Source organism: Leptolyngbya cf. ectocarpi LEGE 11479, assembly GCF_015207065.1.
GTDB classification, from domain to species: domain Bacteria; phylum Cyanobacteriota; class Cyanobacteriia; order Phormidesmidales; family Phormidesmidaceae; genus Leptothoe; species Leptothoe ectocarpi.
In genome coordinates, this window is the sequence record NZ_JADEXP010000178.1 from 1 (window position 1) to 12,895 (window position 12,895).

Genomic DNA, 12,895 nt, shown 5'->3' on the forward strand with positions numbered 1-12,895 from the left:
CCTAAGACTAGGATTCTTCAATGTTTAGAAGGCTTTGAAGCTGGGCATTTAGATAGCTGGTGGCGTTTATGCCAAGAAATGACATTGTTACCCTCTAGTCAACACTACATCGAAAACTGGAAAACGGATTTAACGACTCTACCGGGCTGGCGAGAGGCAGAGAAACATACAAAATCAAGAATTATTTCTGCAGCCAAGCGTTACATCCAAGATGGCGAGCCAAATACAGAAACTTGGTTAGGTACCAATCATTTCCCGTACTCTACTTTGAGTGGCTACAAAGCGTTTCGGTTAGTTCTAGATAAGGATATTGAATTTTTCTCTAAAATTTCTGCTGAAGTTTGGAGGAAATGGACAGCTATTATTCTCGACTATCCCAATGCGCGGAATGACAAGAATATCGATGCTAGGCAGCAACTCATTCAAAATGCATATCAAAATGCACCTGATGAGTTTATTAGAGTACTTCTCAAGTTGATCAAACAAGAGAATACTGAGCATGGAAGTATCACAATCATCAAAGAGCTGAAATACTTGTGGGATAAGAAGTTAGAAGTTGCTTTACTTGATAAGTTGAATGATGCAGAGCTGACCTCAAGAAGTTTAGGTGATTTATTGGCAATACTACTAGAGCATCAAGCTAACGAGGCTGTTTCTTTTGCAGAATCCTTACTTTCCTTCCGTTGGACTAAAGATGACGAAAGCAAAGAAAAGGCTATAACTGCGGCAAAAGCATTAATAATGTACACGGGTGATACCACATGGCCTACGGTATGGCAATTTATTCAAGCGTATCCAGACATTGGGATAAAGATACTTGAATCGGTTTCTTATCCTCTGAAATTTGGAGGTTCTCTGAAGCAGAGCCTTAGCGAAAATTACATTGCTGAATTGTATATATTCATGACCAGGCAATTTCCTGATCCACCTCCTGAGGAAAAGTCTACTGCCAAGGGAATACTTCGAAACTCGACAGATCGATTAATCAGGCCAGAAGATAGTTTGAGGATGTGGAAGGAGCGTATCCCAGCACAACTCCAGCAGTTAGGTACGCACGAGGCATGTCAAGCACTTCATAAAATCATCGATGAGCTTCCCGAGCAAAAAGAAAAGCTCCCATGGAGGTTAGCAGAAGCTGAGGCTCTTGCTCGACGTAAGACCTGGGTTCCTCCCACACCGCAACAACTTCTTCAGTTAATTCAAGTGCGGGAACCTGCAGAATCAGATTTATCCAAACAACTTAAGGAAATCAAATCTATGGTAGATGAGCCCAAAATTGATAATAGTGTTCACATTGAAAACTCTAGTGTTAATGGAGTAGTGAGTACAGGAAGTAACAATGAATATGAAGCTAAGATTAATGACTCTTCTTCTGATATTGAAAAAGGACTTGACTGGAAATTTTGGTTGTCCCTACTTGTAGCGTTGTTTGCCGGAATATCAGCAGTGGTAGCGACTGTATTCCAAAGTGAGCTTAGGGATATATTTCCACCAGATTCGCCTCCTCAGGTTGAACAGAAACAAGAGGAGAACAATTAGTTAAGAGTTGGCTCAGAAGTTGATCAAATTTTCCAATAACATGCAAATAACAATTGACTTACCCCCAGATCTAGAACAAGATTTAATCCGTCAAGCAGAGCAATCAAACGTTCCGCTGCACACATTGATTCTTCAAGTACTACGCCAAATCACCCAAAAGCCATCCATTCCTCAATGGCCAGACACAATTCTTTCGTATCAAGGCATTCTCGATTTCCCAGCCTTTGAAAGCTACCGTGATGAACTCCTGCCTCCCAGCGAGCCAGAGCTATTCTGATGCAATATCTCCTTGATACCTGCGTTATCAGTGACTTCATCAAAGGTGAGCCAGGTACCCAAACTCGCCTCAAGCAAACATCCCCTACTGATATAGCCGTTTCGGTAATCACCGTTATGGAACTTCGCTATGGCCTACTCAACAATCCCCAAAGGGCCAAGAAAATTGAACCAGCCATTACCAGCTTGCTTGACTCCGTATCAATTCTGAAGTTTAGCGAAGAAGAAGCCGAACAAACGGCCCAAATTCGTTCAATTCTGAAAAAACAAGGGCAGCCCATCGGAGCCTACGACGTTCTAATTGCCGCTACAGCTTTGCATCATGGTCTGATTATGGTGACAGCTAACCAAAGGGAGTTTGAGCGGGTAGCTGGACTACAAACCGAAAATTGGCGGCAAGTCTAGCTTCTGCTAACTTAGCCAAAGAGCGATCGCACCCTAATTCTGCAATCAAATCCGGGTATGGTTACAAGCAAGAGCAGAATTCTCCGTTGAGCCTAGACCATTAGAATGTACAGCCCTGAGGAAATCCAAAAGCATTTCGATAGTGCAACACTCAAATACCTTCAAAATAAAAATCGAGGTGGAAATAGCGGACAAAAAGGCACTCACTACGAAGACTATTTTGCCGTTTACAAATTGGCGCAATTAGCCCCAGATCTTAAAGGGTGACAAGGAACTTCAAGCCTTGGGTCAATAGCTCATCATGGCTGCTGATTTCGCTGATGCGGCCCTGGTCCAGCACCACGATCTGATCGGCTTCGCGGACGGTGCTAAGCCGGTGGGCAATGATGATCAGCGTGCGGGTGCCGAATAGCGATCTCATCACTCATTACTAAGCCACATCAAGCTTAAGTTGCTCTGTATTTGGTCGTTTAAGTTCAATTTTCTGAAGCGCTTGTTTAATCGCTATACCAACGCTTTCTGCAACAAGAGGTGGCAGCGCATTCCCAATCTGGCGATACTGAGCCGTTTTGCCCCCTTGAAATTCCCATTCATCAGGAAAACTCTGCAAGCGAGAGACCATGGGAATAGTTAAACGAGGTAATTTATCAGCAGGGTCTTTAGCATCAGGTGGAGCATTCGCTACACCTTTACCATCCACCCCCAATTCCGCCCATCTTTGTTTCGCCCTTGTTGGCCCCAAATCAGCCCCACCATGTTTCTTAGACCCTCCAACCAAAGTTGGAGCAATCGACTGAGCCTTTATCATCCATTTATCTACACCTAACCAACCAGCAACTCCCATCAAATCGCCGATTGCATCTGCAACAGTAGGTGGATTAGCGATCACATCAGGCCAATCAAAAAATGGAGCATACTCCTGTTGAAAAGCTACCAAAATAAATCTAGGTCGCAACTGTGGTACACCGTAGTCAGAAGCTCTCAGCACACGCCACTGTATTACAAAACCCATTTGATTTAGCTGACTAATAAGATTGCGACGATATTCAACAAATCTAGTCCCAGAAAAACCACGTACATTTTCTAAAAGTACTGCTTTTGGAGCTGTTTGCTCAATTAATCGCAGTGCATCAGGAAATAAATCACGTTCATCATTAGCCCCCTTCTGTTGACCAGCAACAGAGAAAGGAGGACAGGGTACTCCACCAGCAAATAGATCAATACCTTGATAACGAGAACAATCTAATGATTTCACATCGCATAGCTGAGGATTCCACTCTGGCCGGTTATGTAAAAGCGTGGAATGGGCGTGCTTATCATTATCAAAAACCGCAAGGTGTTCAAATCCTGCGTATTCCAACCCTAGAGCCATGCCACCGGCACCAGCACAAATTTCAATCGATGTGAATCCTTGTGACACTGGTGCCTCCGAAGACATAATTTGAACTACTAGCCTATCTCTATAGTACGGGTGTATCGAGAGAGAGACAATATCTTAAGCCTTTCATCATGGCCTAAAAACTGATGCATCAAAGAAAATTGTTAAACTATGAAGCGCGGAACCTTCCATTCATGGATCTCATTCTTTGGATACTGCCTTAAAAACCCTATTCGATACCCTCTGCTCAATTGATCAGTTTGAATTGAGATATGGCAAAGTGATTCGGGATGCTATGGACTATGTGATTGACGCAGAAAGAATGGGCAGAACTCGACTTGCTGAAGCTGAAAAAGCAGAAAAAACGATTTTTGGCATGAAAGTCGAAGCCTATCTAGGTCATGAATTTGGATGGGCTAGAGGCAACAAGCTCGACTTTTACTTGGTCGATATTGAGTTCGACTCAAAAGCAACGATTAGAAAAACCTGGATGGTTCCTCCCGAAGCATTTGGTCAAATTTGCTTGTTGACTCGGATTGACGAAGACAATGATTTTTTCCAGACTGGACTGCTTAGAGCCAACCTGGATATGCTGACATCCGGTAGCAATCAAGATAAGAAAAAGAGCGTTTCAGCCATCGGTAAACGTCATATCCAATGGCTCATTCCTGATAGTGTCATACCTAAAAAGCGCTAGCTCAACAGCTCGCCTGTTTCTTGGAGCTGGTGTAGCCGCTGATAAAGACCACCCTGGGTCAGTAGCTCATCGTGGCTGCCGATTTCGCTGATGCGGCCCTGATCAAGCACGACGATCTGGTCGGCTTCGCGGACGGTGCTCAGACGGTGGGCAATGATGATTAGCGTACGGGTGCCGAAGAGCGATCGCATCGCCACCTGAATCGCCCGCTCGGACTCATAGTCCAGACTAGACGTGGCCTCATCAAATACCAGCACGTCTGGGTCCATAATCAATGCCCGCGCAATACCAATGCGCTGCCGCTGGCCGCCCGAAAGACGTACACCCCGTTCACCCACTGTGGTCAAATACCCCTTTGGCATCTGCTCGATAAAGTCGTGGGCCTGGGCAATTTTGCAGGCAGCCTGCACCTGCTCCACCGTGGCCGTTGGATTACCGTAGAGCAGGTTTTCCATCAGCGTGCCGTTAAAGATATCCACCTCCTGGTGGACAATGGCTAACCGTCGCCGATAGCCGGTAATGTCCAAACGACGCAAATCTTGACCATCCATCAAGATAGCACCGCTATTGGGCTCAAAATAACGAAACAACAGTTTTACTAGCGTGGACTTACCTGACCCCGAACGCCCCACTAGAGCAACTGTCTGACAGGGCTGAATCAACAGTTCAATGTCTTGCAGGACAGGCTTGTCTGGATTGTAGCCAAAGGTAAGCTGGTTAATATGCACCTTACCGGTAAACCGGTAGTCAGGCACATCATCGGTAAGCTGTCCTGCATCTGTCCCGGCAGGTAGGGCAACAAATTCTTGAAACCGGGCCATGGCACCGTAGCGACGGACAAACATTTCTGCTAGATCACAGATCGGATCGACTTCGGCATAGGCCATACTGGACACTGTGAGAATAGTAACAAAATGCCCCAGGGAAATAGTCCCCTGAACAGTTGCCCACAGAGTTAAAGCAAGTACGACAAACGTACAGCTCTGAACCACTGTCCGCTGCCAGGTACCCAGTTTGATGTATCCCAGATGGATGCGATAATCAACTACCTTAAACTCCCGATTTAAGCGCTGTCGCTGCCGTTTTAACTCTCGCATTTCTGTGGCAAACGCCTTGACGGTTTTGATATTGGTGATGATCTCCGAGGTACGACTCTCGGTGTTTTCTGAGTATTTATCTAGCTTTTCTTCTTGCACCGATAATCCCTGCAAGCGCAAGAGACTGTAGCCGATAATCACCACAAATGAGCAGAGCACCACCAAGGCAATGGGCCAGTCGAGACAGGCAATAACGACAAAAATACCCAGCACACGGATGATTTTAGGGATAAATTGGCCAACAATTTCTGGATAGGTCCAGGTGTAATTTGTCAGTCCCTTGGCTACCCGAGCGGCAATCCGTCCAGGGTTGTTTTCGTCGTAAAACTCCAGGGGCAGGGTCAAGATTTTTTCTAATGCTCGCTGGGACTTATCTCGTCGGGCTCGCAGGGCGGTATCCCAGTTAAACCAGGCTCCAATCCAGGGCTGAATAGGGGCACGGCCAATCGAAATCAGACCTACGAGACCCAACAATACCAGCAGTGAGAACGTTGGGGTTACAGGCTGTTGCAGCAGACGGCCAATGCTCAGGATAAGATGTTCTAACGGTTGATCGAGAGACTCCTGTGAGAGGACATTGAGAATTTGGCCAATGGCGTAGGGAACAAAAAGATCCAGAATTTCAAACGCTCCCATGGCAGCGGCGTTTAACACTGTTATCAGCCAGTATTGTCGGTAATATTCGAGAATGTTGAGTAATTTAGCCACAGATGCCTCCTGACGTCATCCGCTGGATGACAGCTCATGTCTGTATTCACTATTTGTTTCTGTATTACGGATGGATCGCGATCGTACTTCGGAAATCCAACAATCGACAAGGTGTTTGGATCATATAAACACTAGGAATGAGAAGTTAACGATGTCCTACTTTTTGCCGTACAGGCGTTCCACGACAACCTCTGCAGACGAAATTTTGGATCTTATGAAATTTTTCTCCCTAGCCGCTTTGACAGACAGATTGCTGGTAACCGGCTCACTATTTGATCAACCACTGGATAAACCACGTCCAAAATGTTGCTGGTTTCGACTACGCTCAACCGGCTAAATTTTGATGTTTCCAGAGGCTGAGGGCAGCCGAAGCCCCCAGCATGCCGATAGTGGTATCTGCCTATATCTGCTCAAAATCATCTAATACTGCACTGCTTTCATTCAGACGTTTGAGCGCTAGCGTTTGATCCGTTTGGATGGAGAGTTGTAGATCGGAAAGATCCTGAAGCTGCTGCTGGATCGCGTCAGCTTTTTTCAGAGCCGCTCGGCGTTTGTATAGAGCGGCTCGGGCTAGATCTTCACGACCTCGCTCAAGGGCTGTCTGAGCTACGTGTTTCCACTGAGTGCTTTCGGTTTTGGCTTGTTCATAGTCGGGTAAGAGGGTGGTGGTTGCGATCGCAATATTATTCAGAGCCCTAGCAAACAAGTCTAAAATCGCCTGGGGCGTCTCCTGTTCAGCTGCCTGCCGCGTTAGCGTACGGGGCAGTTTAACGGAGTCTAGCCGCAGACCAAACTCGTTGAGCTGGGGGCTCACACTGTCGTCAGTTTTACACCAGTTAGCAAAATGCTCACAGTTGTTAAAAAATAAATTATAGCGCTGTTCCCCAAGACGGCTTTCGGCTCGCCTAATGACCACGTCGGGAATAAACGAGACTGGCTTATCCACAGGATAAACCGGATTTCCCCGAGCAAATGCCTCAGTACTTGTGCGTGATACGGTCGCAGTGCCGACCTTGCGATAGTGAATAATAGTCCTGTCACCACAATCAATGCCATGATGCTGATAGGGCACCCCCATCACCTCCCGCATCACATATACCTGATCGCCTCTAGCCATCTAGGAATATCCGTTATCCCCAGACGGAGGATTGCCCTGCTTAGGGGGGAGCTTATCCCGGATGTCCGTTTTGATCACATCTAAATCAGTTCTCACCGGCTGATCCGATGACGAATGCTTTAACGGCTGATGTTTGCGACGGGCTAATAATTCCTTAATAGAAGCAGCTGAGGACTTTTCGGGCTGGTCAATGGAAATTTGCAAATTAGGACCCGAACGGGCCAATCGCACCACCAAACCGTTTTCAGCCGTAACATTTTGGATGCGCTTGCCCTCTAGATAGGTGCCATTGGTACCAAGGCTCCGAATGGCCCAACCCTCTAACTCCTTACGAATCTCCAGGTGGTGTCGAGACACAACAGCACTATAAAGAACAACATCATTATCAGTAGAACGGCCAATCCGAATGACGTCTTGTTCCTCAAAGGTCCAATTCTGTATGGGCGTCTTATTTAACGGGTGGAGTAACGATAGGGTAATCACGTTAATACATCAAAGGGCAATCTAACAAAGAGGACAGCGAAAAATTGGCGGTTAAACATTCGATTCATACCTCTATCGCCCCTCATGTTAGTTGAAAAATAAAGCTCACCTTATCACCTTTTCCAAGGGCAATACGATCGCCTGGGCGAAGTCGATGGCGGTTGCCTGCAGCGAGCGGCAGATTATTAATGTAAGTACCATTGGAACTCCCAACATCCTCAATATAGTAGACATCGCCCTCAATACGGATATTGGCATGGATACGAGATACAATCTCTGACTCTGGAAAACCAGATACGTCAATGTCGGGAGGGACCCGGTCGTTGGGCTTACCAATATGTAACAGATCGAGACCCGCAGGCAACTCTAAGGGCGTATCGGTTTGTACATGTAGTAGCCGAACTGAAAGACTTTGGATCTGAGTTTGGGGGACAACCATCTCAGGGGCTGTCTCAGACACCAGCGGCGCTGGCTCAGTTACCGGCAGCTCGCTGTAAATATCCACTGAGGTTGGAATATTGTCCGGCACCGGATCTGCTGGCAGCGGTGGCGGTGGCGCAATGGGTAGCGGATCGGGCGGTATCAGAGGATCTGGCTCAACCAACTCTGGGGATACTTCAACAGAGTCTGGTACAGACTCTGGCACAGGGCTTGGCGATGGTGGCTCTGGGATAGCGGGTGGTGCAGCAGAAGATACGGCTGGCTCAGCCGCAGGTATGGCAGCAGTCTGGTTAGCTAAACTATGACCACACTGACCGCAAAAACTAGCGTCAGCCTGTACCCCAGCGCCACAGTTGGCACAGGTCGTCAAAGACGGTAAGGGGGTATAACAGGCTTCGCACTGAGAAGCGGCTGTTGGGTTCTGATAGTTGCAGTTAGGGCAAATAATCATAGCGGTCTGGTTTACGCTAGCCATGTATAAACTACACGGTTTCGGCGGCTTTCTGTCGATGGGTTGAGAGAAGTATAGGCAATCTTTGACCTGGTTCCGTATCCTTACTGAGTTTGTCCTTTTTTTAGCAACAGAGGGGCATTCCCCCTAGTGATTGAGCAACCCGATCAGCACTAGGGGAATGACCCATCAACAAACTGGGGCCGAGCTAATGAACTGTACGCTCTATGGCTGTGGGCAGTCCTTGGCTGGCTGCACTATCCAGTAACCACCGTAATTCTCCCGCTGGGGCAATGAGCCGAGAGGGGTAGGTGGCATTGTCGGCAACAGGTGCAAATACCTGGGATAGAGCTGTTTGTTTGTTGGCTCCCGCAACTACGAACATGACATGGCGAGCTTGATTAATGAGAGGAACAGTAAATGTGATCCTAGGCTGGCCATCTTTGTTGCCAACGGTGACCCAGCGATGGAGCTCATTTAGCGCTGAGGTATGGGGAAACAGCGATGCGGTGTGGCCATCGTCGCCCATGCCCAACAGGATTAGATCAAACTGGGGAATGTCGTTGTCTGAAGCTGCTTGAAAGCTCTCGATTAGGGTTTGCTGATACCGGTCGGCTGTGGTTTCAGGGGAGTCAGTGTCGGTGGGGACGGCAAACACATTTTTGGCCGGGATGGCCACCTGATCGAGCCAGGCTTCACGGGCCATTTTGGCATTACTGTCAGCATGGGTGGCCGGCACATAGCGCTCATCTCCCCAGTAGACGTAAATTTTGTCCCAGGGTAGGTCGGTTTGGGCAATGGCCTGGTACAGCGGCTTTGGTGTACTGCCACCTGAGAGGGCAATGGTGCAGCGATCTGATGTGGCGATCGCATCGCGCATGAGCGCAATCACCTGCTCGGCAGCACCAGCCACCAGCGCAGCTTTATCGGAAAATACATGGACCTGGGGGGCGGTTTTTTGTGAAGAGCTTGGGGCGGCAGTCATAGATCAGAATCACCAATATTTGGAATTATCAAAAGATTTCAAGGACGGTTGGTTAGCCGCCTATGGTGAACGCTAACGCAGCTTAGGGCATTCCCCCATGACTCTTAATAGACTTTGTATGATTTTATGGGTCAGCAACGGCTTTCTGGGTACCCCATGGAACTTAACATTTCAGTTGTTCTACCTTGTCTCAATGAAATTCGCCATGGCTACTTGCCCCGTATTTTAGACAACCTCGCCCTGCAGCCAGGGAAGAAACAAATTGTCATCGTCATGAGCCCCAGTACAGACGGTACCTATGATGTTATTACCCAGCACGCTGCTGCCGCTGACGTTAAGCTGATTGATACCGGTGCTACCAATCGCGCCCAGCGTCTGACTATAGGTATTGAAGCAAGCCAGGGGGATGTGGTGCTTTTGCACCATCCGGCTACGCTGCTGCCTCCTGATGCCCTCAGCCAGATTAGACAGCTGATGGCTAATGACACTGTTGTCTGGGGGGGCTTTCGCCATAGCTTTGATGTTGACCACTGGCTGCTCCGATTTACTTCCTGGTATTCCACTACCCAGCGCCCCCGTTGGAGCCACATCCTCTATCTAGACCACTGCATTTTTGCCCGTCGTCACGCACTCAATAGTATTGGCGGCGTCCCCGACATGGATATTTTTGAAGATACTGCCCTCAGCCAGGCGCTAAGTCAGTTTGGCTCCCCCCATTTGGTCCCAGGTACCATCGTTACCTCGGCCCGCCGATTTAAAGAACGGGGTATTTACAAACATGCGGTCCTCAACCAGCTGCTCAAGCTGATGTACTACGCCCAGCTAGACCCTAAAAAAATGAACTGGCTCTACGAAGGGAAGAGTCAAATTAACGTAAGCTACAACGAAAGCCAAAAAGATTAAATGTCCCGCACCTATAAAGCCACTGGCATCAACCTCAAGGCGGCTCCCATGGGGGAAACCGATCGGCTGATGACCATTTTGACTAAAGAGTATGGTCTCTTGCGTGCGATCGCACCGGGAGCCCGTAAGCATAAATCTCGTCTGGGCGGACGCAGCGGGCTATTTGTGGTCAATGAGCTAATGCTGTCCAAGGGGAAATCCCTAGACAAAATGATTCAGGCCCAAACTCAGCAGTCATTTCCAGGGCTGAGTCGAGATTTGGCCAGACTGACGGCGGGTCAGTACCTGGCCGAGTTAGTGCTGTGCGAGGCCAGCGAGCAGCCCCAGGAGGCGCTATTTGAACTGCTCATCGCCCATTTAGAACGGTTGGAGACGGCACCAACCGGAGCCGTGTTAGCCTGTTTAGCCCACGGTACGTTTCATATTTTGGCCCTGGCGGGCGTCGCTCCAGAACTGCGCTACTGCTGTTTGAGTCGCACGCCCATTCAACCCCAGCTGGGGGGACAGTGGCAGGTGGGCTTTAGTATTCAAGCGGGCGGTGTCATTACCTTAGAACAGCTAGAACGCCTAGAGAATAATGCTGGACCAGCGGATTATGACGCTGCCCGGCGTAAACGCATCTATGGCTCCCTGACGACCACCATTGGGGCTTCAGAGCTGGCTCTATTGCAACAATTAGGGCAACCAGAGCTTGTGTTCACCCAGGCTAGTTCTTTACCATCTATAGCAGGGGATCGTGGGACAGCGCCCCATAGTCTGTGGCGTCGTGTAGAACGTCTGCTACGAAACTACGCCCAGTTTCACTTTGATCGACCGATTCGATCGGCTGCGCTGATCGATAGCTGCTTTGCATCATCTGCTTATGCTTCATGAGTCTGACTCGAATGCATCCAAAGTTTCTGAGGGGGCTGGCCAACCGCCAGCTGCTGGGAAGACCAGTCTTTCCCCGGAGTTGAATGGGTTCCAAAAGCCTGCGGCGGCCACGCCACCATTAGCTCCAGATAGTGCCAGCGGTGCTGGGCAGACCGAGCAGACGGCCAGCGGCTTTTGGCCAGTGCTGCAAAATCCTAACTTTCTTACACTGTGGTGTGGTCAGGTTTTTTCTCAGCTGGCCGATAAGGTGTATCTGGTGTTGATGATTGCCATCATTGATAGCCAGTATGATGTGCCGGGTCAAACCATTAGTGGTTGGGTTTCGGCGGTGATGATTGCTTTTACCATTCCAGCCATACTCTTCGGGTCGTTGGCCGGTGTGTATGTGGATCGCTGGCTCAAAAAGCCAGTGCTGGTGTTGACTAACCTGCTGCGGGGAGCGTTAGTCCTGTTGCTGCCGTTGGGGCTGTGGCTTAGCCATGACTGGGGGGCAATCGCGGGTATTCCCGTTAGCTTTGGCCTGCTGCTGGTGATCACGTTTTTAGTGTCCACCCTGACCCAGTTTTTTGCCCCGGCAGAGCAATCTGCTATTCCGCTAATTGTCGATAAACGCCGTTTGCTGTCGGCCAACTCTCTCTACACCACCACCATGATGGCGTCGGTGATTATTGGGTTTGCGGTGGGTGAGCCGTTGCTTGCGATCGCAGACCAGCTCCTCGCCCCCTTTGACGGCAACAGTGGCATCGGCAAAGCTCTCCTGGTTGGTCTGAGCTATGGCCTGGCAGGGCTGCTCCTGCTGGCGATGCGTACGGGAGAATCCACCGAAAACCTCACCCGTGACAGCCACGTTTGGACAGACATCAAAGACGGTCTGCGCTACATCAAGCAGCGTCCTCCCATCCGCAATGCCATTATTCAGCTAGTGCTACTGTTTTCTGTCTTTGCCGCCCTAGCTGTTTTAGCCGTCCGTCTGGCTGAAGTCATCCCCGCTCTCAAACCTTCTCAATTTGGTGTCTTGCTAGCCTCAGGCGGTGTTGGTATGGGCATAGGTGCTGCCCTGATCGGTCAGCTGGGTCATCGATTTGCCCGACGGCAGCTGAGCCTGATGGGCCTTTTGGGTATGGGAGCGGTGCTAGCGGGTCTGTCTATGACCATTCACAGCCTCTGGGGCAGCCTGGTTCTGATTGCTATCCTGGGTGTTTTTGCCGCGACCGTGGGCATTCCCATGCAAACCACCATCCAGGAGCAAACTCCTGAAGATATGCGGGGCAAAGTATTTGGTTTACAAAACAACGTCGTCAACATCGCTCTTAGCCTACCCCTGGCCCTGGCTGGCGTTGCCGAAGCCTTGGTCGGTCTGCGGCTAGTGCTGCTGGGACTGGCTGCCACTGTGATCGCAGGCGGTCTGCTGACTCAAACCGTTTTTACCGTACCAGCCGTAGACCCCTCACAACCTGAGTCATAGACATTGCCTGACCCCGTTAAGGCCTGCTCCAGGGGCATCCCAGGGGTATTTTTACTATCTCTTCCCCACGGTCTATG

The 12,895-nt window shown here is 49.2% G+C and carries 14 protein-coding genes; 7 read left to right on the forward strand and 7 right to left on the reverse strand.

What is annotated here, in order from left to right; genetic code table 11:
• The 3 genes from IQ260_RS17950 to IQ260_RS17960 all read left to right on the forward strand — a co-directional run.
• Positions 1-1,539 (forward strand): hypothetical protein (locus tag IQ260_RS17950; RefSeq protein WP_228016223.1); only part of this gene is annotated, 1,539 nt, incomplete at its 5' end.
• Positions 1,540-1,579: 40 nt separating this feature from the next.
• Positions 1,580-1,816, forward strand: a complete 237-nt coding sequence (locus IQ260_RS17955) for a hypothetical protein (protein WP_193994482.1) — start codon at positions 1,580-1,582, stop codon at positions 1,814-1,816.
• Positions 1,816-2,220: a type II toxin-antitoxin system VapC family toxin gene (locus IQ260_RS17960; protein ID WP_193994483.1), complete on the forward strand. Its 405-nt coding sequence runs from the start codon at positions 1,816-1,818 to the stop codon at positions 2,218-2,220. Before IQ260_RS17955 ends, IQ260_RS17960 begins: the two co-directional genes overlap by 1 nt.
• A gap of 256 nt (positions 2,221-2,476) precedes the next feature.
• Here IQ260_RS17960 and IQ260_RS17965 read toward each other — a convergent pair whose 3' ends face one another.
• On the reverse strand, positions 2,477-2,641 hold the full coding sequence (locus tag IQ260_RS17965; protein WP_228016225.1) for a hypothetical protein: 165 nt from the start codon (positions 2,639-2,641) through the stop codon (positions 2,477-2,479).
• Positions 2,642-2,650: 9 nt separating this feature from the next.
• The gene (locus IQ260_RS17970) at positions 2,651-3,658 is read right to left on the reverse strand and encodes a DNA cytosine methyltransferase (RefSeq protein ID WP_193994484.1); all 1,008 of its coding nucleotides are present in this window, start codon (positions 3,656-3,658) and stop codon (positions 2,651-2,653) included.
• Between the two features lie 148 nt (positions 3,659-3,806).
• Between IQ260_RS17970 and IQ260_RS17975 the strand changes: the two genes are divergently transcribed.
• Positions 3,807-4,295 carry a NaeI family type II restriction endonuclease gene (locus tag IQ260_RS17975; protein ID WP_193994485.1) on the forward strand — a complete coding sequence of 163 codons (489 nt, stop codon included), beginning with the start codon at positions 3,807-3,809 and terminating at the stop codon, positions 4,293-4,295.
• Here IQ260_RS17975 and IQ260_RS17980 read toward each other — a convergent pair.
• The 5 genes from IQ260_RS17980 to pgl form a co-directional block, all read right to left on the reverse strand.
• On the reverse strand, positions 4,292-6,100 hold the full coding sequence (locus IQ260_RS17980) for an ABC transporter ATP-binding protein (protein ID WP_193994486.1): 1,809 nt from the start codon (positions 6,098-6,100) through the stop codon (positions 4,292-4,294). The two genes, IQ260_RS17975 and IQ260_RS17980, sit on opposite strands and share 4 nt — an antisense overlap.
• A 400-nt stretch (positions 6,101-6,500) precedes the next feature.
• Positions 6,501-7,217: a lecithin retinol acyltransferase family protein gene (locus IQ260_RS17985; protein WP_193994487.1), complete on the reverse strand. Its 717-nt coding sequence runs from the start codon at positions 7,215-7,217 to the stop codon at positions 6,501-6,503.
• On the reverse strand, positions 7,218-7,700 hold the full coding sequence (locus tag IQ260_RS17990; protein WP_193994488.1) for an FHA domain-containing protein: 483 nt from the start codon (positions 7,698-7,700) through the stop codon (positions 7,218-7,220). It lies immediately after the preceding gene.
• An 82-nt stretch (positions 7,701-7,782) separates the two neighbouring features.
• Complete coding sequence (locus IQ260_RS17995; RefSeq protein ID WP_322744990.1) at positions 7,783-8,616, reverse strand: FHA domain-containing protein; 834 nt, start codon at positions 8,614-8,616, stop codon at positions 7,783-7,785.
• Between the two features lie 184 nt (positions 8,617-8,800).
• Entirely contained in the window at positions 8,801-9,577 is a 777-nt protein-coding gene (gene pgl / locus IQ260_RS18000; RefSeq protein ID WP_193994489.1) for a 6-phosphogluconolactonase, read from the reverse strand.
• A 156-nt stretch (positions 9,578-9,733) separates the two neighbouring features.
• Here pgl and IQ260_RS18005 point away from each other — a divergent pair, with 156 nt between their 5' ends.
• The 3 genes from IQ260_RS18005 to IQ260_RS18015 are packed head-to-tail and all read left to right on the forward strand — an operon-like array spanning position 9,734 to position 12,818.
• On the forward strand, positions 9,734-10,480 hold the full coding sequence (locus IQ260_RS18005; protein WP_193994490.1) for a glycosyltransferase: 747 nt from the start codon (positions 9,734-9,736) through the stop codon (positions 10,478-10,480).
• Positions 10,481-11,353: a DNA repair protein RecO gene (gene recO / locus IQ260_RS18010; protein WP_193994491.1), complete on the forward strand. Its 873-nt coding sequence runs from the start codon at positions 10,481-10,483 to the stop codon at positions 11,351-11,353.
• Positions 11,343-12,818: an MFS transporter gene (locus tag IQ260_RS18015; protein WP_193994492.1), complete on the forward strand. Its 1,476-nt coding sequence runs from the start codon at positions 11,343-11,345 to the stop codon at positions 12,816-12,818. The genes recO and IQ260_RS18015 overlap by 11 nt, the downstream gene beginning before the upstream one ends.
• Positions 12,819-12,895: the final 77 nt, after the last annotated feature.

What these genes read in the sequence shown, in the direction of transcription:
- IQ260_RS17955 (WP_193994482.1), top strand. Translation starts at nt 1,580, where the DNA reads ATGCAAATAACAATTGACTTACCCCCAGATCTAGAACAAGATTTAATC.
- IQ260_RS17960 (WP_193994483.1), top strand. Translation starts at nt 1,816, where the DNA reads ATGCAATATCTCCTTGATACCTGCGTTATCAGTGACTTCATCAAAGGT.
- IQ260_RS17965 (WP_228016225.1), bottom strand. Translation starts at nt 2,641, where the DNA reads ATGAGATCGCTATTCGGCACCCGCACGCTGATCATCATTGCCCACCGG.
- IQ260_RS17970 (WP_193994484.1), bottom strand. Translation starts at nt 3,658, where the DNA reads ATGTCTTCGGAGGCACCAGTGTCACAAGGATTCACATCGATTGAAATT.
- IQ260_RS17985 (WP_193994487.1), bottom strand. Translation starts at nt 7,217, where the DNA reads ATGGCTAGAGGCGATCAGGTATATGTGATGCGGGAGGTGATGGGGGTG.
- IQ260_RS17995 (WP_322744990.1), bottom strand. Translation starts at nt 8,616, where the DNA reads ATGGCTAGCGTAAACCAGACCGCTATGATTATTTGCCCTAACTGCAAC.
- pgl (WP_193994489.1), bottom strand. Translation starts at nt 9,577, where the DNA reads ATGACTGCCGCCCCAAGCTCTTCACAAAAAACCGCCCCCCAGGTCCAT.
- IQ260_RS18005 (WP_193994490.1), top strand. Translation starts at nt 9,734, where the DNA reads ATGGAACTTAACATTTCAGTTGTTCTACCTTGTCTCAATGAAATTCGC.
- recO (WP_193994491.1), top strand. Translation starts at nt 10,481, where the DNA reads ATGTCCCGCACCTATAAAGCCACTGGCATCAACCTCAAGGCGGCTCCC.
- IQ260_RS18015 (WP_193994492.1), top strand. Translation starts at nt 11,343, where the DNA reads ATGCTTCATGAGTCTGACTCGAATGCATCCAAAGTTTCTGAGGGGGCT.